The 22,983-nt window shown below is 61.8% G+C and carries 17 protein-coding genes and 1 pseudogene; 11 read left to right on the top strand and 7 right to left on the bottom strand.

What is annotated here, in order from left to right; all coding sequences use genetic code 11:
• The first annotated feature begins 447 nt into the window (after positions 1-447).
• From rpoD to BGI01S_RS27410, 3 genes are all read left to right on the top strand, one after another.
• Positions 448-2,442, top strand: coding sequence for an RNA polymerase sigma factor RpoD (gene rpoD / locus BGI01S_RS27390; RefSeq protein WP_042329538.1), 1,995 nt, complete (start codon positions 448-450; stop codon positions 2,440-2,442).
• Positions 2,443-2,871: 429 nt separating this feature from the next.
• The gene (locus BGI01S_RS27400; protein ID WP_042329540.1) at positions 2,872-3,348 is read left to right on the top strand and encodes a PRC-barrel domain-containing protein; all 477 of its coding nucleotides are present in this window, start codon (positions 2,872-2,874) and stop codon (positions 3,346-3,348) included.
• 1,244 nt (positions 3,349-4,592) lie between these two features.
• Entirely contained in the window at positions 4,593-5,060 is a 468-nt protein-coding gene (locus BGI01S_RS27410; RefSeq protein WP_232624433.1) for a YybH family protein, read from the top strand.
• An 18-nt stretch (positions 5,061-5,078) separates the two neighbouring features.
• On the opposite strand, the gene BGI01S_RS27415 is transcribed toward BGI01S_RS27410, so the two are convergent.
• The gene (locus BGI01S_RS27415) at positions 5,079-6,008 is read right to left on the bottom strand and encodes a dihydrodipicolinate synthase family protein (RefSeq protein ID WP_232624432.1); all 930 of its coding nucleotides are present in this window, start codon (positions 6,006-6,008) and stop codon (positions 5,079-5,081) included.
• A gap of 26 nt (positions 6,009-6,034) precedes the next feature.
• The gene (locus BGI01S_RS27420) at positions 6,035-7,747 is read right to left on the bottom strand and encodes an IlvD/Edd family dehydratase (RefSeq protein ID WP_042329544.1); all 1,713 of its coding nucleotides are present in this window, start codon (positions 7,745-7,747) and stop codon (positions 6,035-6,037) included.
• Between the two features lie 305 nt (positions 7,748-8,052).
• Between BGI01S_RS27420 and BGI01S_RS27425 the strand changes: the two genes are divergently transcribed.
• Positions 8,053-8,538: a hypothetical protein gene (locus tag BGI01S_RS27425; RefSeq protein WP_042329546.1), complete on the top strand. Its 486-nt coding sequence runs from the start codon at positions 8,053-8,055 to the stop codon at positions 8,536-8,538.
• Between the two features lie 147 nt (positions 8,539-8,685).
• Here BGI01S_RS27425 and BGI01S_RS27430 read toward each other — a convergent pair whose 3' ends face one another.
• A complete protein-coding gene (locus BGI01S_RS27430) occupies positions 8,686-8,970 on the bottom strand; it encodes a hypothetical protein (RefSeq protein WP_042329547.1) in 285 nt (94 codons plus the stop codon).
• Positions 8,971-9,387: 417 nt separating this feature from the next.
• Between BGI01S_RS27430 and fae the strand changes: the two genes are divergently transcribed.
• Together fae and BGI01S_RS29875 are read left to right on the top strand one after the other, a co-directional pair.
• Positions 9,388-9,921 (top strand): formaldehyde-activating enzyme, encoded by a 534-nt coding sequence (fae, locus tag BGI01S_RS27435; RefSeq protein ID WP_042329548.1) that lies wholly within the window; start codon positions 9,388-9,390, stop codon positions 9,919-9,921.
• Positions 9,922-10,021: 100 nt separating this feature from the next.
• Positions 10,022-10,225, top strand: coding sequence for a hypothetical protein (locus BGI01S_RS29875; RefSeq protein WP_084585521.1), 204 nt, complete (start codon positions 10,022-10,024; stop codon positions 10,223-10,225).
• A 513-nt stretch (positions 10,226-10,738) separates the two neighbouring features.
• Here the strand turns inward: BGI01S_RS29875 and BGI01S_RS27440 are convergent.
• Positions 10,739-11,671, bottom strand: a complete 933-nt coding sequence (locus BGI01S_RS27440; protein ID WP_042329549.1) for a hypothetical protein — start codon at positions 11,669-11,671, stop codon at positions 10,739-10,741.
• 488 nt (positions 11,672-12,159) lie between these two features.
• On the opposite strand from BGI01S_RS27440, the gene BGI01S_RS27445 reads away from it, so the two are divergent.
• The 5 genes and pseudogenes from BGI01S_RS27445 to BGI01S_RS27470 all read left to right on the top strand — a co-directional run bounded on the left by BGI01S_RS27445 (position 12,160) and on the right by BGI01S_RS27470 (position 18,538).
• A complete protein-coding gene (locus BGI01S_RS27445; RefSeq protein WP_052400531.1) occupies positions 12,160-13,371 on the top strand; it encodes an MFS transporter in 1,212 nt (403 codons plus the stop codon).
• Between the two features lie 816 nt (positions 13,372-14,187).
• A complete protein-coding gene (locus tag BGI01S_RS27455; protein ID WP_042329552.1) occupies positions 14,188-15,594 on the top strand; it encodes a class I SAM-dependent methyltransferase in 1,407 nt (468 codons plus the stop codon).
• Between the two features lies 1 nt (position 15,595).
• Complete coding sequence (locus BGI01S_RS27460) at positions 15,596-16,933, top strand: sensor histidine kinase (RefSeq protein ID WP_042329553.1); 1,338 nt, start codon at positions 15,596-15,598, stop codon at positions 16,931-16,933.
• Between the two features lie 7 nt (positions 16,934-16,940).
• A pseudogene (locus tag BGI01S_RS27465) lies at positions 16,941-17,315 on the top strand (response regulator); the annotation flags it as partial.
• A gap of 212 nt (positions 17,316-17,527) precedes the next feature.
• On the top strand, positions 17,528-18,538 hold the full coding sequence (locus BGI01S_RS27470; RefSeq protein ID WP_042329555.1) for a response regulator: 1,011 nt from the start codon (positions 17,528-17,530) through the stop codon (positions 18,536-18,538).
• 183 nt (positions 18,539-18,721) lie between these two features.
• Here BGI01S_RS27470 and BGI01S_RS27475 read toward each other — a convergent pair whose 3' ends face one another.
• The 3 genes from BGI01S_RS27475 to amaB form a co-directional block, all read right to left on the bottom strand.
• A complete protein-coding gene (locus BGI01S_RS27475) occupies positions 18,722-19,936 on the bottom strand; it encodes an aminotransferase-like domain-containing protein (protein WP_042329556.1) in 1,215 nt (404 codons plus the stop codon).
• 131 nt (positions 19,937-20,067) lie between these two features.
• Positions 20,068-21,240 (bottom strand): NAD(P)/FAD-dependent oxidoreductase, encoded by a 1,173-nt coding sequence (locus BGI01S_RS27480; protein WP_042329557.1) that lies wholly within the window; start codon positions 21,238-21,240, stop codon positions 20,068-20,070.
• A gap of 139 nt (positions 21,241-21,379) precedes the next feature.
• Positions 21,380-22,879: an L-piperidine-6-carboxylate dehydrogenase gene (gene amaB / locus BGI01S_RS27485; protein WP_042329558.1), complete on the bottom strand. Its 1,500-nt coding sequence runs from the start codon at positions 22,877-22,879 to the stop codon at positions 21,380-21,382.
• Between the last annotated feature and the right edge of the window lie 104 nt (positions 22,880-22,983).

Below are 22,983 nucleotides of genomic sequence, written 5' to 3' on the forward strand. Positions count from 1 at the left end.
CGAGGGCACGCGCCACGCCACGGCAGAACACGTGCACCCTATATATAGATACAGAAGAGCGGGAACGACGGAACTGATCCGTGCCGTGTGAAGACTAAGGAGTTCCTCTATAGTGAGGAACGTGCAACCAGTCAAAGCGCACGTCGATGCGTCGCCCCGGCACGACTCTCGTCCAGCGCGCCACAGGCGGGCCGCCAGTGACACCGCGACAACATGCATGATTAATTGGTGTGCCCCCATGAGCGCGAAGACGCAAGCTCGTATATAATGCGAGCCGCGCGAATTTCGCATATTTCTATCGGCCCGCTTCGAGCGGGCTCATCTTTTTGCTCCCCCAGGAGCACACCCAAACAACCGCGTTGAGTCACTCAGGTGATGTTGAGCCATGCTCGAAACGCCTGACGGTCGCGTCTTGCGTCTCATAGCGAAGCCTCTAGAGGAGAATACGTGAACCCTTTTGATCGCGAAGATTCGCAACACGAAACCGCCGCCTACAGCGGCAAAACCCCGTCCGGCCGCACGGCCAAGGGCAAGGGCGCCGGCAAAGCGATCCCCGTTGCGGCCGAATTGCCGCCGCAGCAAGCCGAAGAACGTCAGCGCCAGATGCGCGCGCTGATCCAGCTGGGCAAGGAGCAAGGCTACCTCACCCACGCCCAGATCAACGACCACCTGCCCGACAACTTCGCGCAAACGGCGGCCATCGACAGCATCGTCAGCGCGTTCAGCGACATGGGCGTGCAGGTCTACGAGCAAGCCCCCGACGCGGAAACGCTGCTGCTCAACTCGAACGCCCCCGCCGTGGTGTCGGACGATCAGGCGGATGAGGAAACCGAAGTCGCACTGTCGACCGTCGATTCCGAATTCGGCCGCACGACCGACCCGGTGCGTATGTATATGCGCGAAATGGGCGCAACCGAGCTGCTGACGCGCGCGGGCGAAATCGCGATTGCGAAGCGCATCGAAGACGGCCTCCACGAGATGGTGCAGGCGATTGCCGCCTGCCCGCTGGCGATCTCCGCGATTCTGGCCAGCGCCCAGCAGGTCGCCGACGGCGAACTGCGCATCGACGAACTGGTCGACGGTCTGAATGAAGAGACGGTCGCGGCGGAAGAAGAAGCCAGCACGGACGCGGTTGCAGACGTCGACACGGACTCCGAAGAAGACGACGACAGCGATAGCGACGATGACGTCGGCCCGGCCGACTCGTCGGCGGCTGACGAAGCGCGCCTGAAGCAACTCACGAGCGACTGCCTCGAAATCTTCGCGCAGGTCGGCATGCTGTCCGACCAGATGAACGCGTCGCACACGCGCGGCGACGTCACGTCGAAAGCGTATCTGCGCGCACGCGAAGAAATCCAGCAGCACCTCGCGAAGATCCGCTTCACCGCCCGCACGATCGACCGCCTGTGCGGCGACGTCCAGCACCAGGTCGCGCAAGTGCGCGCGATCGAGCGCAATATTCTGCAAATCGTCGTCTCGAAGAGCGGCATGCCGCGCGAGAAGTTCATTGAGTCGTTTGCCGGCCACGAAGCCGACCTCGGCTGGACGGAGCGCGCAGCGCGCGGCAACACGTCGTACGGTGCGGCGCTCGAACGCCATCTGCCGGCGATTCAGTCCGAACAGCAGAAGCTGATCGAAATCGAAGCCACGGTTTCGCTGCCGCTGAAGCATCTGAAAGAGGTCAACCGCAAGATGGTCGCGGCCGAGTCGAAGATGCGCAAGGCCAAGAGCGAAATGATCGAGGCGAATCTGCGTCTCGTGATCTCGATCGCGAAGAAGTACGTGAACCGCGGCATGCTGTTCCTCGACCTGATCCAGGAAGGCAACATCGGCTTGATGAAGGCCGTGGACAAGTTCGAATACCGGCGCGGCTGGAAGTTTTCGACGTATGCAACGTGGTGGGTCCGCCAGGCCGTCACGCGTTCGCTCGCCGACCAGGCTCGCACGATCCGCGTGCCGGTGCACATGATCGAAACGATCAACAAGCTCAACCGCATTTCGCGCGAGATCTTGCAGCAGACCGGTCAGGAAGCGCATCCGTCGGTGCTCGCCGAACGCATGGAGTTGTCGGAAGAGAAGGTGCGCGGCATCCTGAAGATTGCCAAGCAGCCGGTGTCGATGGAAACCCCGGTCGGCGACGACGGCGACGCCACCCTCGGCGACATGATCGAAGACTCGGCGGCTTCGTCGCCGGCCGATGCAGCGATGCAAGCCGACTTGCGCGCCGCCATCGACGACGCGCTCGATTCGCTGTCGCCGCGCGAAGCGAAGGTGCTGCGTATGCGCTACGGCATCAACACGAAGTCGGACCATACGCTCGAAGAAGTCGGCAAGCAGTTCGATGTCACGCGCGAGCGGATTCGTCAGATCGAAAGCAAGGCCATGCGCAAGCTGATGCACCCGAGCCGCGCCGACCGACTGAAGTCGTTCCTCGACCGCTAATCCAGCGCTTGCGCTTGCCGTGCGCCCTGCACGGCAAGCGCCCCTCCCTCCTCAAGCAGGCAGCGAAACGATTCCGCCAACGGTAATCGCCGCTGTCAGCCATCGCCCAGCCGTGTAGAACGCATTGCGCTTTCGTGAGGCTGGTCCGGCCGCTCAAGACCGAGCGTGCCGTACGCAAACGACTGCACTGCCGAAGCGCCCGAAGCTGGCACGTAGTCCGCCGTCGTTGCTGCGCTTTCCTGATCTTCCTGACCCGCGTTTCCATCCTGCGCCGCGGCTGCGCCTTCGGCGGAGATATGGACAGTGTCGTCCCGTGTGGATGTCGTTGACGTCGCGGCATTGGCGGCGACCGCGTCGTTCGCTGCGGACAGCCCTCCGGGCATAGTCGTTGCGCGCTCCCTCTACATGCTTTTTAACGAGGAGCACATCATGACTACGCTCGATCCCCTCAGCCCGGCGCCCGCCGGCGAGCAAGGCGCGAACATTGTTGGAACCGGCATGGGCGACGGCCCCGGACCGGATGTGATGGCCGCAGCCACGCTCGACGGCAACAAGGTGATGTCAGCCGATGGCGAACATGTCGGCAAAATCTCCGACATCATGCTCGACGTGCGCGGTGGACGGATTGCCTATGCGGTACTGTCCAGCGGCGGCTTTCTGGGCGTGGGCGACACGCTGCATGCCATTCCGTGGAGCGCGCTCACGCTCGATACGGACGACAAATGCTTTGTGCTCGACGCCCCCGCCGAGCGCATCAAGAACTCGCCTGGATTCGATAAGGACCACTGGCCGTCGATGGCGGATACGCAATGGGGCACGGCCGTGCACGAGTACTACAACCGCTCGCCCTACTGGTCGGCAACACGCGACGCCGTGAGAGAGCAGGACCTCGATTCGAACCTTTGACGAGGCGTCCTGACGCGCCGGCCGATGCCGGCTGGTTGTCCACAGAAACTGGGCACAAGCCTGTGGACAACCTGCGCATGATTCACTCAACTCGTTGAGCGCATTGGCTTTCCCGCGCGCGCTCCCGGCGAGTCGCGGGCGTTACGGCTTCGCGCACATCGCGCGAACCGCGGCCCATTGCTGCGCGCTTAACGCGCTTTCGCCGAGCGGCGAGCCTTGACTGCGCTCTTCGCGCTCGGCTGTCCGTGGATGGTCCAACAGAAATGCGAGCGCCGGCGCTGCCGCCTCGCTTGTCAGCCAATGCGTCCGCCATCGCGAAAAAAACCGCCAGCCCGTCGCTGCGCAAACCGCTCGCTTGCAGATAAGCGACGCCGCCGTTCGCATCGGCGAGGCGCTCCACCTCCCGGCTATACGACAGACCCGCCAGCCGTCCGGCCAGCGACGACATATCTGCGAACCCGGCATTGATGCCGAGCGTCGCACTGATCACGCCGATTACCGGCGCCGCGAATCAGCGCGACCAACGGATCGCGTCGCGGCACGACCATCGTTTCACGCCGTTCGTTCGGCGTGTTCGTTGAACACCAGCATCAAGGTCGCGGAGATCCCATCGCGAACGCGCGCGGCGGCGTCGAACTTATAGTCGGTCGAATGGAAATTTGCCCGTTCGTTCGGAAAGAACAGCCACGTGCAGCGCTTCGGCGCTGCGGCGCTACCAAAAAAACCAGGATGTTGTAACCGTGTAGCGATAACGAGCCTCTTCACGTTCTCATTCCAAAGTCGGATGCTGCCGCTCTCTGAAACGGTGACCGGCGAGTCGTCCGGCCGCTCGCCACAGTAAAGCTATCATTTGGGTTACAAACCACTAGTATTCTTTCACGCGTTGCCGCGCGGACGGAAACCGAACAGGAACCGCTAGGCGCACAACCCGAAGGCTCACCCGTGTTCGGGAATGATGGCCGCTATGCGTTGATCGCAGTTCGCTGCCGACCTGATGAAATTCGCCCGGGACACCGCCCGCTCGTCATCGTTCTATATAAGCGAAGCACATTTCATGTCTGGGACACGGATGTGCAGAGACATCCCTTCACTATCGACGGCGATCGATTGATCTGTCTCCCTCCGGGCAGCTTCGGTTATGGAGCGGCCAGGAAATCGGTTGGCACCGGCACCGGCGCGGTCGTCCTGGCTCATCGTCGCGAACATCGCGAGCACATGAATCGCGGTTAATCTTAGGAGGCCATATGTCTCACCTGCTAAAAAGATTCCTTTTTCTTTTTGCTCTCGTCAGTGTGCTCGTTGGCTTTGCGACCGCGGTGTCCGCGCAGGGGGATATACGCGCGTCGATCGAAGCCAGCAATAAACGATGGGAAAAGGCTGTCAGCCGTGGCGACGCGGCGGGCATCGCTTCACTCTATACCGGAACGGCGAAACTTTTCCCGCCGAACAGTAAAGTCGTGAGTGGGCAGAAAGCGATCACCGAGTATTGGAAAGGGGCAATCGATTCAGGGTTCAAAGCGATAAAACTGACTTCGCTGGAAGTAGAGGCGCATGGCGACACCGCCTATGAGGTGGGCAGGTACACGGTCCCGGGAGAAGGCGGCAAGGTATTGGACGCCGGCGATTATGTCATTTTATGGAAGAGGAACGATGGTCATTGGAAAATGCATCGCGATATCTGGACCACCAACACACCTGCGCCCCAACAATAGGAAGAACATCGGTCCGGCTCACTTCAGAGACTCGCTAGCTACGCGAAACGGGCCCAGTTGCATTGCGAAGCGCCGTGCACATTCCAGCCCAAACGCCGTCGGCGCGACGCCGCGATCGTGCTGTACATCGAAGCCCATGCGCCACGCGGCGATCCGCTTGCCGTAGCACGTGAGGGCGTCGAGCGACTGCATCACAAAGACGATAGCCGGCAACGTTTGGGCATAAAGCATTTCGGCTTCCTGATCGCGTCCGCTGGCGAACGCCCGGTGTATCGCGACCTGCCGGTCGAACGTGTCGGGCGCAACGATCAGTCCCGCGCATCCGGCGCGCAGGTTGTCGACCAGTTCTTGCCCTCCCCTGCCATTGAAGACCGGCAACGTATGACCGAGCGCGCGCAGCCGGTCGACCGTGTGCCGAATCGTCGTCGCCGGTCCCTCGCCTTTCAGCAGGCGGAAGTTTGAGCATTGACTCGCAAGCGTCACGATCGATTCCGCTGACAGGCCGACACCGAGATATTCCGGCGCATTCTGAATGCCCGCCGGGGTGCCTGTGCGCTGCATCACTTCGGCAAAGAAGTCGAAATAGAACGATTCCGGTTTGTCTCGCATCGACGGAGGCTGAAGGATCAGCCACGAAGCACCGCGCTGAACAGCGTAGTTAGCCAGCGCGACTTGCGCATCCACCGTGTCACCCGTGATCGTGACGACGAGCGGTACGCGTGCCGCTATGTCTTCGCTGGCCCAGTCGATCAGGCGATGTTTCTCATCGAGCGACAGCCGGTTTACCTCTGTCGCGAGACCGAGTATGACGACGCTCCGCGCGCCCGCCGCGATCGTCGCGTTGATCTGGATTCGTTGTGCTTCGCGATCCAACTGGTTGCGCGAGTCGAAGAAGGCATAGAGAACGGGCCAGATTCCGCTCGGTGAAGAAGGGGTGTCAGGTGTCATGGATGTCATCCGCCGCCAGCTCCGGATCAGTGCGAATCGCGCGGCACCGGCGCGCCGCTCGATCCGACCAGGAAGTCGAGATCCGCACCCTGATCCGCTTGCAGCACGTGTTCGACGTACAGCTTGTAGTAACCCCGCGTGGGCGGCGCCGGCGGCTGCCAGGCCGCGCGGCGACGCGCGAGTTCTTCGTCGGTGACGTCCAGATGCAGACGGCGTGCGGCGACGTCGAGTTCGATCATGTCGCCGGTCTGCACGAACGCGAGCGGCCCGCCTGCGGCCGCTTCCGGCGATACATGCAGTACCACCGAGCCATAGGCCGTGCCGCTCATGCGGCCATCCGAAATGCGCACCATATCCGTAATGCCTTTTTGCAGCACCTTCCGCGGCAGCGGCATGTTGCCGACTTCCGCAAAGCCCGGATATCCCTTCGGCCCCGCGCCTTTGAGCACCATGACGCAGTGCTCGTCGATATCGAGCGATTCGTCGTCGATCTTCGCGTGCAATTCCTCGATGTTCTCGAACACCACGGCGCGGCCGCGATGCTTCAGCAGGTGCGGTGTCGCCGCCGACGGCTTGATCACCGCGCCGTTCGGCGCGAGATTGCCCTTGAGAACCGCGATGCCTGCCTTTGGTTTGAACGGTTCGGCGAACGTCGTGACGACCTTCTCATCGTAATTCGGCGCATTGCACACGTTGTCCCAGATCGTCTTGCCGTTCACTGTCAGGGCTTCGCGATGCAGCAGGCCCTGCTCGCCGAGTTGCCTGAGCACCGCCGGCAGACCGCCCGCGTAATAGAAATCTTCCATCAGGTATTCGCCCGACGGTTGCAGATTCACGAGACACGGCACATCCGATCCAAGCTCCCAGTCTTCCAGCGAAAGCTCCACGCCGATGCGCCTCGCCAATGCGATCAGATGCACGACCGCGTTGGTCGAGCCGCCGATCGCCGCATTCGTGCGGATCGCGTTTTCGAAGGCCTGACGCGTGAGGATCCTGTCCATCGTCAGGTCCTCGCGAACCATATCGACGATGCGCCGCCCGGCCAGATGCGCAAGCACCTGGCGGCGCGCATCGACTGCCGGAATCGCCGCGTTGTGCGGCAAACCCATGCCGAGCGATTCGACCATCGACGCCATCGTCGACGCCGTGCCCATCGTCATGCAATGGCCGCGCGAGCGGTTCATGCACGACTCGGCTTCGGTGAATTCTTCCTGCGTCATCGTGCCGGCGCGCACTTCCTCGGACATCTGCCATACACCGGTCCCTGAACCAATGTTCTTGCCGCGGAACCGGCCATTGAGCATCGGGCCACCCGACACCGCCAGCGCGGGCAGATTGCATGACGCCGCGCCCATCAGTAGCGCCGGCGTGGTCTTGTCGCAGCCGACCAGCAGGATCACGCCGTCCATCGGATTGCCGCGAATCGACTCCTCGACATCCATGGAGGCGAGGTTGCGAAACAGCATCGCGGTAGGACGCAGATTCGATTCGCCGAGCGACATCACCGGAAATTCGAGCGGCAGGCCGCCCGCTTCGTGCACGCCTTTTTTCACATACTCCGCGAGCTCGCGAAAGTGCGCATTGCAAGGCGTCAGCTCCGACCACGTATTGCAGATACCGATTACAGGGCGTCCGTCGAATTCGTCGTGCGGGATGCCCTGGTTCTTCATCCATGAGCGGTGAATGAAACTGTCCTTGTCGTTTCTGCCGAACCAGCTTTGCGAGCGGAGTTTGCGCATGTCGTCTCCCTATGTGTCGGTTGGGTACCGTTTGGTGTCCAGCTAATCGATTATTCTTTTGGGGGCGATGCGCCCTCGCGCCTCGTTGCGCCAAGGCCGCTCCGTGAAATGGCTGCGAAATTAGACGTACATATTAAGGCCAAGGAGCTGGATTTGTCTGCGAGTTGCAGCAACCCCGGGCGGATCCGGCCACGCGACGGGCGTCCGTTGTCGAAGCCGTTTGAAAAACGTGTAACCTTCCTGGCGATGTACCCGCTCCAGAGTTGGGTCGGAATAAGTAGAACGATCTCTTATGGGAGAGTCCGATGACGATAGTACGATCAGTCGCTGTCGTGATTGCCTGCGTATTCGGCGCAGCCACGATTGCATATGCGCAGAGCACCACGGCGCTGCTGTGCCAGGGGTCCGGATCGGTGCTTGAATCGCAAGTGTCGAACGGCATGGAATACGAGAACAAGACACACAGCTATAGCAAGAGCACGAATAGCTCGACCACGGGGCGCCGGCCTTTCAATGGTGCCGTGAACGTCGAAATCGCGGGCAATAGCGTGAGGATGCGGTTGCCACACGAGATCATGCCGGGCATCAACAGCGCGCATGACGGATGGTTCACGCTCAATGACGTGTTTGTCGGGGAGAAGGAGATCACCGGGACGCTCAAACTGAATACGCTCAACCGCGCTAAAGTCCGGATTGATCGAATGACGGGGCAACTGACCCTCGCCAGCGGGTTCGAGGATTTTGATGGCGCCTGCAATAAGGTCGATACGAACTCAGGGCCAAAGTTCTAGTTCGTTGTACCGGGCAAAGCGCCTGCCCGACGCGACTGGCCCGAAGTGACTGGCGCGTCCGTGGTGTAGCCGGACGGCGCTGTGGCGAAGCTCACGTACCGCAACGCGCTCGTCATCGGGCGAACACGACAACAGGTGGCAACGTCCTCATCTGCACCCGTGACTGTTCGCCGTCCGGTAGCAGTTGGTCCCGCCCGGGCCGTGAACGACACCTTTGCCGTTCTTCGTCGTCGCCTCGCCTCCCCGGCTGGTCTGCGTCGTCCGCGCACCGTTCTGATTGGTCTGGGACGTCCACGCCCGGCCCGTATTCCGGTTATAACCGCCGGCCGTCTGTCCGTTGCCGCAGACCGTTTCGCCACGCGCGTTCTTCGCGCATTCCGCAAACGCGTTCGCCGATAGCATCATCCACACCACTATTATCAGAGTCTTCATGAATACTCTCCTCGTGAGGCTGCGGCAGTGGATGCATTCCTGGAGTCAATCGAATTCCGTCCGGAGTGATGGCCAGCATCGCAACTTGGCTGCACTGGATATCAGTGTAGGTCGTTCAGGGGCATTTTCCTCCCCAGTTCGCACGACTGCGTTGCCGGTGAGACGCTCAAGCGGCCGATGAAAGACCATTCGCACTCGCGATAGGCACCGACGACGCCGATAGCAAACCCGGAATCATTCGTCACCTGTCCGGAACACCCGCTTGCTCCGGAACACCCGCTTGCGACTCGCGTTTGCCACTTTGTCACGAAGACGATACATGTTGCGCATTGCCATGCATGCCCGAGCGCGTCGGATCGAATGGCATCGTCCTTGCATGCCGCGAATTCTCAGTGTCCAACTATGGAGGGGTCGACAATGAATCTCGATTTGACGTTCCGCGTGGGTGAAGCCACGGTGTTCGCCGCACCCGGACAGGTAACCGACGCGATGCCCGAAATCCTGATAGGCCGTGTCGACGGACCCGCCGGTCACGCGTTCGCCAACATGATGGCGCAGAGCAAGGGGCACACAGCCATGTTCGCGATTCGCGCCTGCAATCAGATGGTGCGACCCGCCACGATAATGGTCCCCAAGGTGACGCTCAGGGATATGACCACCATCGAGCTATTCGGCGGCGTCGTGCAGTCGGCGACGGCGGATGCCATAGTCGATTGCCTGATCGAGGGCATCTTGCCGAAAGATCTGGCCAACGAGCTATGCATCATCAGTCTCGTGTGGATCGACCCACGCTGCGCCACAGCGACGAACCTCGACAAGAAGGACATGTACCGCACCAACTACGAGGCAACCCAACTCGCCATTCATCGGGCGATGAACAATGAGCCGAGCGTCGACACGCTTATCGCCAATCGGCATACGATCAAGCACGATATGGATGACTGGAGTTGAAGCGGGCCTTGCAGAGCTATAAGCGAGGAGGCTAGGCGAATGCCGGACGCAGCGATGCCGTCAAGGCTGGAAGACAGATTATTCAGGCTCGGGCTCCTGGATGGCCGTAGCGGCGTCTGCCAACTTGTTCGCATCGCTGCATTTCTACAGTTGGAAATATATACCCGTCACGTTTCCCAGCGGCCCGGTGCCAGGGTATGTCTATGTCGTAGAGCAAGCGCGCAGAGCCAGAGCATTCGTGATTGTGGCCACTATCCACTCGTTGCGAAATGCTATTTCTGTTGCGCTTCTCTTTACACTATAAAAATCGACCGGGCGATCTCCACGTGCACCCACGCGACAGCGGATTCAAAAACGACGGACTATATGGTCAATCTTCTGTTCTGCTTATTCAGACTACTTTTTCCGACCTTCGTATTCGCCAGCATTGGCTGGTTGTCGTTGAAGTTGCTCACATTCGGACGGTACCCAAAATTCCCCTGGGGACTACGAAATATGGATGACCTCGACGCCCTCTCTTTCCTGGGTGCTGCCGAAACGATCTTATTACTGTGTGCGATTGCCTGGTTTCATCGACCGGTTTGAAGAGCGATCACGTCATGCGGCCGGAATGCGACAGAGGCACGGCAAGGATACGGAAACGGTCCCCTCTTATCTGCCTGGACTTAAAAGCGCTTCTCAGGATGCATGCTCCGGTTTCGGAAATGCATTCTGGCAGCTCCCATGCGCGACGGGAAAGGCGGTTGCATCGGGTTGAGATGCGAACCTCCCCGAAGGCCTGCCAACCGGACCCAGCGACGCCCGCCTGCTGCGCGGCTTACTGAGCGGTCTGCTGACGTTGATACTCGTTGTGCTTCATTTGCAGGTAGTCGGCGCGGCTGACCTCATGCAATTGCCGCGAATACTGCTCGGTCGCATCGAACCAGGCCGTGAGGCATTTGTCGAGGCGGGCGTTGGGCGGGCTGGATAGCGCACCCAGATAGGTATCGATGGCGAGGTAATAGCGCATGGTATTGCGCTCCACCAGACCGCGCACACCGCCGACGTAGTGCGTCTCTCCCGTCGAAGGATCGGTCGCGGAGGAAAAGCCAACCTTGTCGCTGCCGATCGTCGCCAGATAGGTTTTCATTGCAAGCCGTCCCGCCGTGCCGTACCCGTAGGCGTAAGTCAGATGGATAAAAGTGCGGTTGTCGCCCACGGGTATCGCCTCCAGCACGATACGGTAGTCTTTCGTGCTCAACGGACCCGTGGCGGCGGAAAGCTCTACGCGAAAATAATCCGGGCTGCTCACTGCCGGGCGATAGTTGAATTGCACCCGGTAGGACGAGGAAAGCGATTCCTCGGTTTTTTTGCCGATGTTCACCGCGAGGACCGTACCGCTCTCGCTCGTCGACGCATGGCAGTACTTGGTGTTCAGGTGCAGGATCAGCACGTCGCACCAGTTGGTCGGGCCCTGAGCCGGGTCGTTGAGCGTGCCTTTGACGACCGCGAACGGATAGTCGACCACACCGTAAATATCGCCCTTGAGTGCCGAGGGCAACTCCTGCGATTCGAGGTACAGCGGTCGCTGGAACTGGTTGCGCGCGAGTTGCTGGGACAGACTCTGGTATCTGTCGCGCAGGCTTGCCGCGTTGTCGGCCGCTTGCGCGAAGGCGCTCTGGCACTGGCTGCAGAACACCGCCAGTATTGCGGCCATCAGCCACTGTCGCACGTTACGGTTGCCTGCTGGGAATCTGACAAGCCTGCCCATGGACGTTCTCCTACGATTGGCTCAGGTTGCGGGCGCCGTGCCTGGATCGGACCGCGGTGCGCCGGCCGCCCTCGCATTCTTGCAGGCGGCGGCGTGGTTCGTAAATCCCTGTTCCGCGCGCCCGAGGCAGTGCGCGTCGCGCTGCTGGGCCCCAGGCAGCCCGACTGGGGCGTTCACGCGCTGGGAAAGCAAAGCCGATCCCGTGGCGATGTCGTGTCGAGCGCGTGATCGCGGCGGGCGATGGATTGGGCCGGCACGAAAACGTTCGACGAGAACGCGCACTACCCAGGCGTTTTCTATTCTCAAGCCTTGCCCCCTTATTCAAGCATGCCAGATGGCCAGTTCAACTTGACCATGGCAATGGGGAAGCGGTTGCGATAATCTCCAGCGTGCTCGTCAGATCGACCGTCACTGCCGACCCAGTTCCGCAAACATAACCAGGGGTTCGTTTCACGATGCCTGACCAAAGCGGTAGTCAACCTGTCGCAATGCCCGACCGAACCGGTAGTCCGTCTGCATTGCGTCAAGTCGCGGCGTCGAGGTTTTTTCTCGGCGCAACGATTGCGATGTTTCTATCGGGTCTCGGCACGTCAGCGGCTGCACCACAAATCGTTCTGTTCCTGGTGAAAGAACTCGGCGCCTCGCTGCCGTTGGCGGGATTCTATTATTTGACGAGCCTTGCCGCTCCAGTGGCGGGGTATTTCGTCGGCCGCTATTCCGATCGCACGGGGAATCGCCTCGGTCTTTTTCGCATGTGTGCCGTGGCGGGCTTTGTCGGTTGGGCGGGGCTGGCCCTCTCCACTTCGATCTGGATGCCCTTCATTATCGCTGTCGCTTTGCTGGCCGTTTCCGGTGCGACCGCCTCGCAGATTTTTGCGGCTGTCCATGATGAACTCAGCGAAAAGCCCGGCGAAGCCAATGAAAGCGTTGTTGCCGTCATCCGTATGGCGCTGACAGGCGGGTGGATCGTCGGGCCGGTGCTGGGAGCGTGGGTGGCAGCTGCCTATGGCCTGCGCCCCATGCTTTGGATGACCGCCATCTGCATGCTTCTACAGATCGCACCTCTCGGAACGCTAAACGCAACCGTCAAGCTCAAGCCGGAATCCGCGAGTGAGCCCGCACGTCACGCGAACCTGCGCGCCATGATTCCACTGCTGACATTCACGGGACTCTTCGTCCTGGTCTACGCCGGAGAGCCGGTGAAGTACGGCTACCTGCTGATGTACATGGAAGAACGGCTCAAGCTAAGTCCGGCTGTACGGGGAGCAGTCATCGGCATACAGCCATTCATCGAGCTACTCATCATGCCCTTTAGCATCGGGTTGGGCCGCAAGCTCGGGAACGTGTGGTTGATGTGTATCGCGGCCGCGATGGGGCTATTTGCCAATCTGTGTTTTGCGCTGTGGTGGTCCGCAGCAGGAGTGTTCGCTGGACAGATCCTGATGGGTGGTGTGTGGGGCATATTTATGGTTTTAGGCATCATCGTTGCCCAACGCCTGCTTCCCAATGCGGTAGCAACGGCGTCAGCAATCTTCATGAGCTCGACGGCGCTCGCCTCGGCGTTAGGAGGCGTTATGGGCGGTTTCGGAGTCGCATGGCTGGGTCTGCCCAATGTCTTCCTGCTGCCAGCGTTCTTCGGGGCCATTGCTATTATCGGACTGGCATTGATGGCGCGCAGCGAAAGCTTCAAGCTGTGTTGATCGGAGCAGTTGCTTCGCGCTTTCAACAGGTTCAGTGCGGCCTATAGGAAGGCAGCCAAAGTTTCTTGCCGACGTTCATTCAAAGAGAAAGACGCTATTGAATGGAAGATCGTGTTGCCTTGCGCAGAGTCTCGTTAGCTATGCGCAATTCGCCGTTCTCACGCTCAAGCTCCTTGCGCCTGGCAGTTCAGACGTGGTTGCGCCTGCTGGAACATCATCTGGATTGCGCCCCCCGGACTTCTTCCGAACATCGCGTCCCGGTTGGCTGCCTCACCTTGCTTTCGTTTTCCATACTCCAAATCTCCGGCTACGGCCGTGATCGCAAGTCCCCTGCATTCCCGGCGCTTCACCACCATCAAGAACTCGATTTAGCCTGCCCTCAACCGGTAGGGCCCGCAGTCTTTTGGCGCCCTTTCGTCGAGTGCTTCCAGGCAGTTTCACTGATGAAATTGGCTTAAGACGACAGCATTCTTTTTTATCAGTAGAATGCTGCAAACGCAACGGTCCGCAGTGTTCCGAAACCGGCCTTCAGGCTAACGAATCCCGTTAAAAACGTGATGCTATTAGCACACGTGCTGTCTCGACGTGACGCGGATAAGCCAAATGCATAACTTGTCCGGCCGATGCATGTTGGATGAAAGTGAGTGGACGCCGCCCGGGAAGAACGGGGTGCTGTGGCGACAACTGAATACCGACGGCGATGCTTCGTCACCTGGACCCAGGAAGCCATCGGCGCTGAACTGGCCGACCTGCTGGCCTGGGTATGGCACCGAATTTCAAACCGCTTCTCGTGAGTACTTACCTGGCCGCAATACTGTGTATTCCAAAACGCAAATCGATCCGGTAGTGAGCTTCCGCAACTCGCAGGGCGAGCAGGCGCGGGGCACGATCATCAATCTCCAGCGAAAGTCCCTGGTGATGGAGGTCTATAACCCGTACTCGATTGTCCAGGTCAGCGAGGTACTGAGCGACCTGTCGGTCAAGATGGGTGTGGAACACGCCTATTCGGGCAAGGCGGTCGTCATCAGCATGGTCAACACCGGCCTGACCGCCATCGTCTCGGTGACGCTGATCGCCGAGTGGCGGGAACTGAGTGGCGGCGCGCTGGAATCACGCACGGTGGGAGAAGAAGCCCGCCGCTTCGTGCAGGACTGGGCCGAGCGCTTCAAGATCCGCCGTGACTACCAGATCGCGGTCAACCAGATCCGGGCCTTTCTCTCGGACATGTCGCGCTGGGTCGAGCAGGCGGACCTGGCCGACACCATGCCGAAGGAAGGCAAAAGCCTGCGCGAGGACTTCTTCCTCGAACTGGCGTCGCCCCTGATGGAAAGGACCAAGCTCTACTTCGACGAGTTCGAAGGCGAGGCGCGCCTCGTCGACGAAGAACTGGCGCCGGCACATCGCGCCTTTGCGCAGGCCGCGCTACATCCCCTGCTGCTGCGCTCGCCCTTCGTCTTCCGCACCTTCACGAAGCCGCTGGGCTATGCCGGCGACTACCAGATGGTCAATCAGATGCTCGACGATCCCCGCCAGGGCCCGAGCACGTATTTCCAGATCGTCAACGCGGCCTTCCTGCAGACGGCCGTGGCACGCGCGCACCGCAATCGCGTCGAGCTGCTGGTGGACTACCTGACCCGACTCGCCAATGAAGCGCGCGCCGCGCGGCGGCCGTTCCGGGTGCTGAATGTGGGCTGCGGCCCCGCTCAGGAAATCCAGCGCTTCATGCATGAATACGACGAGCCGGAGTGGCTGACGTTCGAACTGCTCGACTTCAGCCAGGAGACACTCGACTGGACGCGCGAGCGCCTCGCGTCCATCGCACAGAAAACGGCCAGGCGCATGACCATCAGCTACACGCATGAGTCGGTTCACAACCTGCTCAAGCGCCGGATGGATGCGGACGCATCGGACGTCCGCGAGTTCGACGCGGTCTATTGCGCCGGCCTGTTCGACTACCTATCGGACAAGGTCTGTGCCCGGCTGAACCAGCATTTCGCCAGCCGCACCCGACGCGGCGGCCGCCTGCTGGTCACCAACGTCCACGCCGACAACCCGGAGCGCTTCAGCATGGAGCACGTGCTGGAGTGGTACCTGATCTATCGCAACGAGGCACAGATGGCCGAAATCATGCCGGAGAACTGCGGCGAGCCGCGGCTGTACACGGACTCGACCGGGGTCAATGTGTTTGCCGAGGTGGTGATCGGCCAGCAACAAGCAGCCTGAGATGACAGCGTCTCTGGCTGGGCTCCATTCGAACTATCGCGAGGAGTTGCGCGACTTCCGGTTGCTGTGCAGCAAGGCTGGCGGCCTGACCGTGATCGTGCTGGTGCTGATGGGCGTGGCGCTGGACTATGTCGTGTATCCGGATGAGCAGAAGCGCTTTGCCATCGTTCGGGTGCTGACCAGCGCGGCCATCGGCCTGGCATTGCTCTCGCTCTACACGGAAATGGGCAAACGCCAGGTGCAGGTCATCACCTTCATCTGGCTGCTGCTGCCGCAGGCAATGATCTCGTGGATGATTTATGTCACGCAGGGCGAGGCGTCGCTGTTCTATGCCGGGCTTATGCTGACGATCTTTGCCGTCGGGATCCTGTTCCCCTCGGGCTACTGGCAGACGCTGGCATTCGGCCTGGCCACGGTCGCGCTCTACTACGTCGCCTGCGCCGCACATCCGGACGGCATACAGGACCCAAGCAAGTTTCAGTTCCAGCTAATCCTGATCTTCTTCTGCGCGTTGGCCAGCTCCATTTACACCTTCTTCAACGAGAAGGGCCGCTTCCAGCTTTTCCGGCTGAAGGACGAGCTGGCGCAAAAAAACGACCAGCTCGCCCGCACCAACGACAGCCTCGCGCAGATCAAGGGCCAGTTGTTGCAGCAGGAGAAGATGGCTGCAATCGGCACGTTGTCCGCGGGGCTTCTCCACGAAGTCAACAACCCGGTGAACTTCTGCCTGATGGCCATCGAAATAGCTCTCGAGGAACCGCAGGTTAAGGAGAGCCCGTCGCTGCAGGAGTGCCTGACGGATGTCAAGCAGGGCATGCATCGCATCCAGCATATCGTGTCGGACCTGAAGACCTTTGCCTACCGCAAGCCCGGCGCGGTGGCCGACGACGTGCCGTTCCTGTTCGAGAAGGCGCTTGACTCGTCGATCCGGCTGAGCGCGCATGAACTGCGCGGCGTGAAGGTCACGCGCGAGTTGCCCGGCGACACCCTCGTGCTGGGCGATGAAGCCGCCATCATCGGCGTGCTCATCAACCTGTTCTCGAATGCCGCTCTGGCCATGCACAAGGCCGCCACCGTATCGCCGCAGGTCCATGTCACGGCGCAATGGCGCGACGACCGGCTGCACGTGAACGTGCGCGACAACGGCCCGGGGATCGCCCCGGAGAATCTGGCGCGAGTGTTCGAACCATTCTTTACTACCCGCGAAGTCGGCCAGGGGCTCGGCCTTGGCCTGTCCATCAGCTATGCGGTGGTGGAGCGGCACGGCGGCACACTCTTCGCGGAAAGCCAGTTGGGCCAGTGGACCGCTTTCAACTTCGATCTGCCGCGCGTTGAGTGATGTCGAGATGAACGAGACCCAGCAAGCGCGGCGGACCGTCGTCTATGTCGATGATGAAGAGCTGGCCCGCAAGTACTTTGCGCGCTCGGCCGGCCGCGACTATGAGGTGCTGCTCGCCGACGGCGCGGACGAGGCCATGTCGATCCTGCGTCGCGAAGGTGCGCGGGTCGCGGTCCTGGTGACCGACTTCCGCATGCCGGGCCGGCACGGCGGTGACCTGCTGCGGCAGGTCTCGCAGGAGTATCCGCATATCGTGCGGATCCTGGTGACAGCGTACGCGGAGAAGGACGCGCTACTGGATGCGGTCGATTGTGGCGAGGTGTTTCGAATCCTGGAGAAGCCGCTAGGCGTGGCCACGGTCCGCGAGGTGCTGGCTTCAGCGACAACGCCCCCAGTATCGCGCCCGAGGTGATGCGACGCCCGCTGGTCGACCCAGTTATCACGAACGCGAGCGTCAGCGGCTTCGGCATGATTTTCTGCAACCGCGTCACGCAGTTCGTTGGCGGAGTATCAGGATCGCATCCGCGCCCGGCGCCGGCACGACCGTGACGCTGGAATCCCAAATTTGAAGGATCGAATGCACAGGAGTTTCCAATGAGCAATACGATTGCCAACCAGACACCGCCGCCGGCGATTCTGTTCGTCGATGACGAAGCCACCGCGCTCAAATATTTCGAGCGCGCTATCGGCGCGATCGCGCCGGTGGTGACGGGCGCCTCCGTGGAGGACGGCAAGGCAATGCTGGATGCGCACGCCGCCAGCCTGGCCGTGCTGGTGTCCGACCAGCGCATGCCCGGTGAATATGGCAACGAACTTCTGCGCTATGCGCGCGAGCGCTATCCCCACATCGTCCGGATCCTGACGACGGCCTATTCGGAACTTGACCAGACCGTCGAGGCCGTCAATCAAGGCCAGATCCATCGCTATATCAAGAAGCCGTGGGACATCACCGCGCTGCGCATGGAGATGAAGCAGGCGCTGGAGCTGGCGGGACTGCGCAAGGAACGCGACCAGCTCGTGCGCGAGAAACTGGGCGTGCTGCAAACGCAGACCGTGGCCACCCGCATCGGCATCGTGCACACGCTGTGCGCCAGCCTGATCGGCCCGGGCCGCTTCCAGCCGGTGGAAACCTATCTGGCCGGCACCGAACTGGCTGGCACGCGCAACGTGGAGCCAGACTGGCAGCGTATGGACTACGCCGACCTGGTGCGTGCCGAGAGCGAATGCAGCGGCAGCTTCGGCCACGCGGTCAGCACGCGCCTCGCGGAGCTGCGCACGCAGAATGCGGGGCGCAGCGCTGCCGATGCGGTGCAGGTCTTCACTAACGTCCTCGGTGCCGCAGTGCGCGGCGGTGGCGAGGCGTTGATCTGGACTTCGCCGGCCACGCTGAACGAGTTCCTCACCCGGCCGGTAGGTCAGGCCGTATCGGCCGAGCACGCCGCCTGGCTGGCCTGCTTGCTGTGGCTGGAAGAAGCCGGCGGCGCCCTGCAGTTTGTGCGTGAAGGCGATGCCATCGTCTGCCGCGCCGGCACGCGCGCGGCCAGTTTTGCAGCCGACCGCCTGGCCGTCTGGATCGAACGGTTCTCGGAGCGGGCGTTCGATTAGGCGAAGGCGACGATCCACGCCCCAAAGGCGCCGACGAGCGGTGCGCGGCTCGGAAGGCCAGGGGGCGAATGATCGCTGTAAGTGGAGAAAAGACGTCGGGCGCGCCGAGTGTCAGACGGCCGAGAGGGGGCACCCGCAGCCGTGGCAAGTGGTGCCCCGCACGTCATTGACGTGAATGCCGCTTCAACCTGCCTCAGACTCCAAACAACGCTCAAGCGCGAGCCTCATTCTTTGCACGCCGCTTTCGATATCCGCGACACCGGGCGCGGCGAACGAAAGACGCAACGCCGCCACATCTATCTTGTCTTTATAGAACGCAACGCCCGGCACAAACATCACGTTGTGATCGATACAGACACGCAGATAATCGGCGGCATTGCGCTCCGACTTCAACCGCGCCCACACGAACATCCCACCCGCCGGCCGATGAAACGCGATGTGTTGCGCCAATTGCGCGTCGAGCGCATCGCATAGCGCGCGGCACTTCACCGCGTACGCATCGACGATGCGCGGCAAGTGACGCTCCAGCGCCCCGCTCGCGAGATACTCGGCGGCAATCGCCTGGGTCCACGGCGAACTGCACAGGTCGACGGTCTGTTTGGCGACCACGCAGCGGCGCAAAATCTCCGCGTGCGCGACCGTCCAGCCGACCCGCAAACCCGGCGCGACGATCTTCGACAGACTCGAAAAATGCACCACCCAATCGCGCGAACCCGGCACCTGGTCGCTCAACGCGAGCAGCGAAGGCAGCGCCGCGCCGCTAAAGCGCAAGTCGCCATAAGGATCATCCTCGACGATCAGAAAGCGATAACGCGCCGCCAGCTTCAACAACGCCACGCGGCGTTCGAGCGACAACGTCGCGCCGGTCGGATTGGCGAAAGTCGGCACGGTGTACAGCAGCTTCGGCGTAGCGCGCAGCGTGCCGGCTTCGAGCAGCGCGGCGAGCGCGTCGACGTCGAGGCCGTGTTGATCGACGGGCACCGTGACCACATCGGCCTGCTGCAACTTCAGCGCCTGCAAGGTCGCCGGATACGCGGGCTGTTCGACCAGCACCACATCGCCGGGCGCGACCATCACGCGCAGCAGCAGATCGAAGCCCTGTTGCGAACCGGTCGTCACGAGCAGATCCTGCGGTGCGCACGGCGTGCCACGGCGCGTCATCAACTGCGCGAGCTGTTCCTTGAGGACCGCGAGGCCATCGGTCGGACCGTATTGCAGACACAGCGTGGTCTGTTGCGACGCACGCGCGGCGGCGGCGTCGAGCGCTTCACGATCGAACAGATCGCTGGCCGGATAGCCGCCCGCGAACGAGATCATGCCGGGCTGCGCCAGGTACTTGAACAGCTCGCGAATCGGCGAGCCGGTCGGTGCTTCGAATGCGGGAGTGAACGGGAACATGGTGACGGGCCGCTTTATGTCGAGGTATCTGTCGATGAAAGATCGGCGTCGATTGTGGCCATCGTGCGGATGCGCGGCAAACGATATCTACGCACTACCTATTGCGTTTTTCGCATCAACCGCACGCGTGGCTACACCACGTTCTTCTCGACGATCGGGCGGTTGTCCAGCACGCGCGCGAAGCTCAGCGAGCCGAGATCGAGCGTCGTATAGCGGCCGTGCAGAATCAGTTCGCTGATGCCGCGGCCAGTGGCCGGGCCCTGCTGTAAGCCGTGTCCGCTGAAGCCGTTCGCGAAGATGCAGTTGTCGACGTCCGGGTGATAACCGATGATCGCGTTCTGATCGAGCACGTTGTATTCGTAGTAGCCGGACCAGCAGTTCTGCACGCGCAGCGCTTCGAATTGCGGCACGCGATGCGCGAGCGTCGGCCAGATAACGTCGTCGAAGAGCGCGTGATCGACTTCGTCGAGCGGCAGGTCGTCGGGATCGCGATCCGCAGCCGGCGACGTGCCGCAAATGTACGCGTTGCCCTCGGGCCGGAAGTACACGCCGCTCGGATCGATCAGCAACGGACAGCGTTCGAGCCGCGCCGGCGAGCTCACGTTGAAAATACTGCGGCGCCGCGCGTGGACCGGCAGATCGATGCCGACCATCTGCGCGACCCGGCGCGACCACGCACCGGCGGCGTTCACCACTACATCGCACGCGTAGGTTTCGCCGTTCGCGGTCTGCACCTGCGTGACGCGGTTGCCGGTGCGCCGGACGGCGGCGACGTCGGCGGCGATATAGCGTGCGCCGAGTGCCTGGGCCTTCTTGCGCAGCGCCTGTACGAGACCGTAGCCATCGAACCAGCCCTCGCCGCTTTCGCCATAGGCGCCCGCGACGAGGTCGTCGGTATTGAGCCAGGGGAAGCGCGCCTGCAATGCACTCGTGTCGAGCAGACTGATATCCGCGCCGAGCTTCTTTTGCAGCGCGTGATTCTCGCGCAACGTGGATTCACCGGCGGGCGTCGCGAGAAACAGGTAGCCGCCTTCGTGCAGATCGATCGACGGACGCGTGCCGTCGACTTCGAGCCGCTCGCCGATCGAACGCAAGAACTCGATGCCGTACAGCGACATCTGAATGGAAAGCGGCGTGGAGAATTGCTGACGGATCGACGCCGCCGACAACGCCGACGACGACCGCGCGTAAGTCGGATCGCGCTCGATCACCGTGACGCTGACTGTCGGATCGGACAGTCGCAAGAAATACGCAATCGAACTGCCGATCACCCCACCGCCGACGATCACGACTTTGGAACTCACGTCTTACTCCACGAGTAGCGTGGCCGCTCTCGAACCCCGGGCGGCGCGAACGGATTGCTGAAGCGTGCTGGTTGACATGCGCGGCAGCGCCGGCCGCCGCGCATGCAATGAACGCGTGCGGCGCGCTCAGCCGCCGCCTTTAGCCGATATTGAAATCGATGCCCTGCGCGAGCGGCAATGCCGACGAGTAGTTGACCGTGTTGGTCGCGCGGCGCATGTAGGCCTTCCACGCGTCCGAGCCCGACTCGCGGCCGCCGCCGGTTTCCTTCTCGCCGCCGAACGCGCCGCCGATTTCCGCGCCGCTCGGTCCGATGTTCACGTTCGCGATGCCGCAGTCGCTGCCCGAGTCGGACAGGAAGCGTTCCGCTTCGCGCAGGTCGGTGGTGAACACGCACGACGACAAACCGTGAACCGCCGCGTTGTTCGCTTCGACTGCATCGGCGAAATCCGTGTAGCGCAGCACGTAGAGAATCGGCGCGAAGGTTTCCTTCAGCACGACCGAAGTTTGCGACGGCATTTCGACGATCGCCGGACGCACGTAGTAGCCGTTTTCATAACCCTTCACGTCGACCCGCTCGCCGCCGAACACCTTGCCGCCTTCGGCCGTCGCCTGCTGCAACGCTTCCTGCATGCGTGCGTAGGATTGCTTGTCGATCAGCGGTCCCATCAGCATGCCCTTTTCGAGCGGGTTGCCGATCGGTACCTTGCTGTACAGCTGCTTCAGACGTTCCATGGTCTTGTCGTACACGCTCTCGTGCACGAACAGACGCCGCAGCGACGTGCAACGCTGACCCGCGGTGCCCACCGCCGAGAACAGGATGCCGCGCATCGCGAGTTCGTGGTCGGCGGTTTGCGTGACGATCCCCGCGTTGTTGCCGCCGAGTTCGAGCAGCGAGCGGCCGAAACGCTTCGCCACTTCCACGCCGACCGTGCGGCCCATTTCCGTGCTGCCCGTCGCGCTGACGATCGACGCGCGCGGGTCGGCCACCAGCTTCGCGCCCACGTCGCGACCGCCGTTGATCAACGCGGTCAGGCCGGCCGGCGCGTCGCCGAATTCCTGCAAGGCTTCGTTAAGAATCTGATTGACCGCGAGCGCGGTCAGCGGCGTCTTTTCCGACGGCTTCCAGATCACCGCGTTGCCGCAGACCAGCGCGAGCGCCGCGTTCCACGACCACACCGCCGCCGGGAAGTTGAACGCCGAGATCACGACGCAGGTGCCCATCGGGTGCCACGTTTCCGCCATCCGATGGCCGGGACGCTCCGACGCAATGGTCAGGCCGTACAGCTGGCGCGACAGACCGACCGCGAAGTCGCAGATGTCGATCATTTCCTGCACTTCGCCCATGCCTTCCTGGAGGATCTTGCCGGTTTCCAGCGTGATGATGCTACCGAGCGCCTGCTTCTTTTCGCGCAGACGGTTGCCGAGCAGCCGCACCAGTTCGCCGCGGCGCGGCGCCGGCACGTTGCGCCATGCGGTGTACGCGTCCTGCGCGCGGGCGAGGGCCGTGTCGACTTCCGCCACCGAGTTGACGGCCACACGGCCGATGAGCTCGCCGGTAATCGGCGAATGAACCGCGAGGTCGCCGGCCTGCGCGGCGTGCGCAATGCCGAGATCGGCGAGGATGGTGGAAGCGTCCATGAAAACCCCTTTAATTTCCGATGCGAAACAAGAGTAAGTTCGGAAACTATACACGCGGGTTTTTATGGCGGCAAGGGCATTTGCCCCAGGCGCCACGCCGGGCA

Origin of the sequence: Paraburkholderia ginsengisoli NBRC 100965 (genome assembly GCF_000739735.1) — a bacterium.
GTDB lineage: Bacteria > Pseudomonadota > Gammaproteobacteria > Burkholderiales > Burkholderiaceae > Paraburkholderia > Paraburkholderia ginsengisoli.

Excerpts from the sequence above, each read along its gene's own strand:
- BGI01S_RS27400 (WP_042329540.1), top strand. The coding sequence starts at position 2,872 with ATGACTACGCTCGATCCCCTCAGCCCGGCGCCCGCCGGCGAGCAAGGC.
- BGI01S_RS27410 (WP_232624433.1), top strand. The coding sequence starts at position 4,593 with ATGTCTCACCTGCTAAAAAGATTCCTTTTTCTTTTTGCTCTCGTCAGT.
- BGI01S_RS27415 (WP_232624432.1), bottom strand. The coding sequence starts at position 6,008 with ATGACACCTGACACCCCTTCTTCACCGAGCGGAATCTGGCCCGTTCTC.
- BGI01S_RS27420 (WP_042329544.1), bottom strand. The coding sequence starts at position 7,747 with ATGCGCAAACTCCGCTCGCAAAGCTGGTTCGGCAGAAACGACAAGGAC.
- BGI01S_RS27425 (WP_042329546.1), top strand. The coding sequence starts at position 8,053 with ATGACGATAGTACGATCAGTCGCTGTCGTGATTGCCTGCGTATTCGGC.
- BGI01S_RS27430 (WP_042329547.1), bottom strand. The coding sequence starts at position 8,970 with ATGAAGACTCTGATAATAGTGGTGTGGATGATGCTATCGGCGAACGCG.
- fae (WP_042329548.1), top strand. The coding sequence starts at position 9,388 with ATGAATCTCGATTTGACGTTCCGCGTGGGTGAAGCCACGGTGTTCGCC.
- BGI01S_RS29875 (WP_084585521.1), top strand. The coding sequence starts at position 10,022 with ATGGCCGTAGCGGCGTCTGCCAACTTGTTCGCATCGCTGCATTTCTAC.
- BGI01S_RS27440 (WP_042329549.1), bottom strand. The coding sequence starts at position 11,671 with ATGGGCAGGCTTGTCAGATTCCCAGCAGGCAACCGTAACGTGCGACAG.
- BGI01S_RS27445 (WP_052400531.1), top strand. The coding sequence starts at position 12,160 with ATGCCCGACCGAACCGGTAGTCCGTCTGCATTGCGTCAAGTCGCGGCG.
- BGI01S_RS27460 (WP_042329553.1), top strand. The coding sequence starts at position 15,596 with ATGACAGCGTCTCTGGCTGGGCTCCATTCGAACTATCGCGAGGAGTTG.
- BGI01S_RS27470 (WP_042329555.1), top strand. The coding sequence starts at position 17,528 with ATGAGCAATACGATTGCCAACCAGACACCGCCGCCGGCGATTCTGTTC.
- BGI01S_RS27475 (WP_042329556.1), bottom strand. The coding sequence starts at position 19,936 with ATGTTCCCGTTCACTCCCGCATTCGAAGCACCGACCGGCTCGCCGATT.
- amaB (WP_042329558.1), bottom strand. The coding sequence starts at position 22,879 with ATGGACGCTTCCACCATCCTCGCCGATCTCGGCATTGCGCACGCCGCG.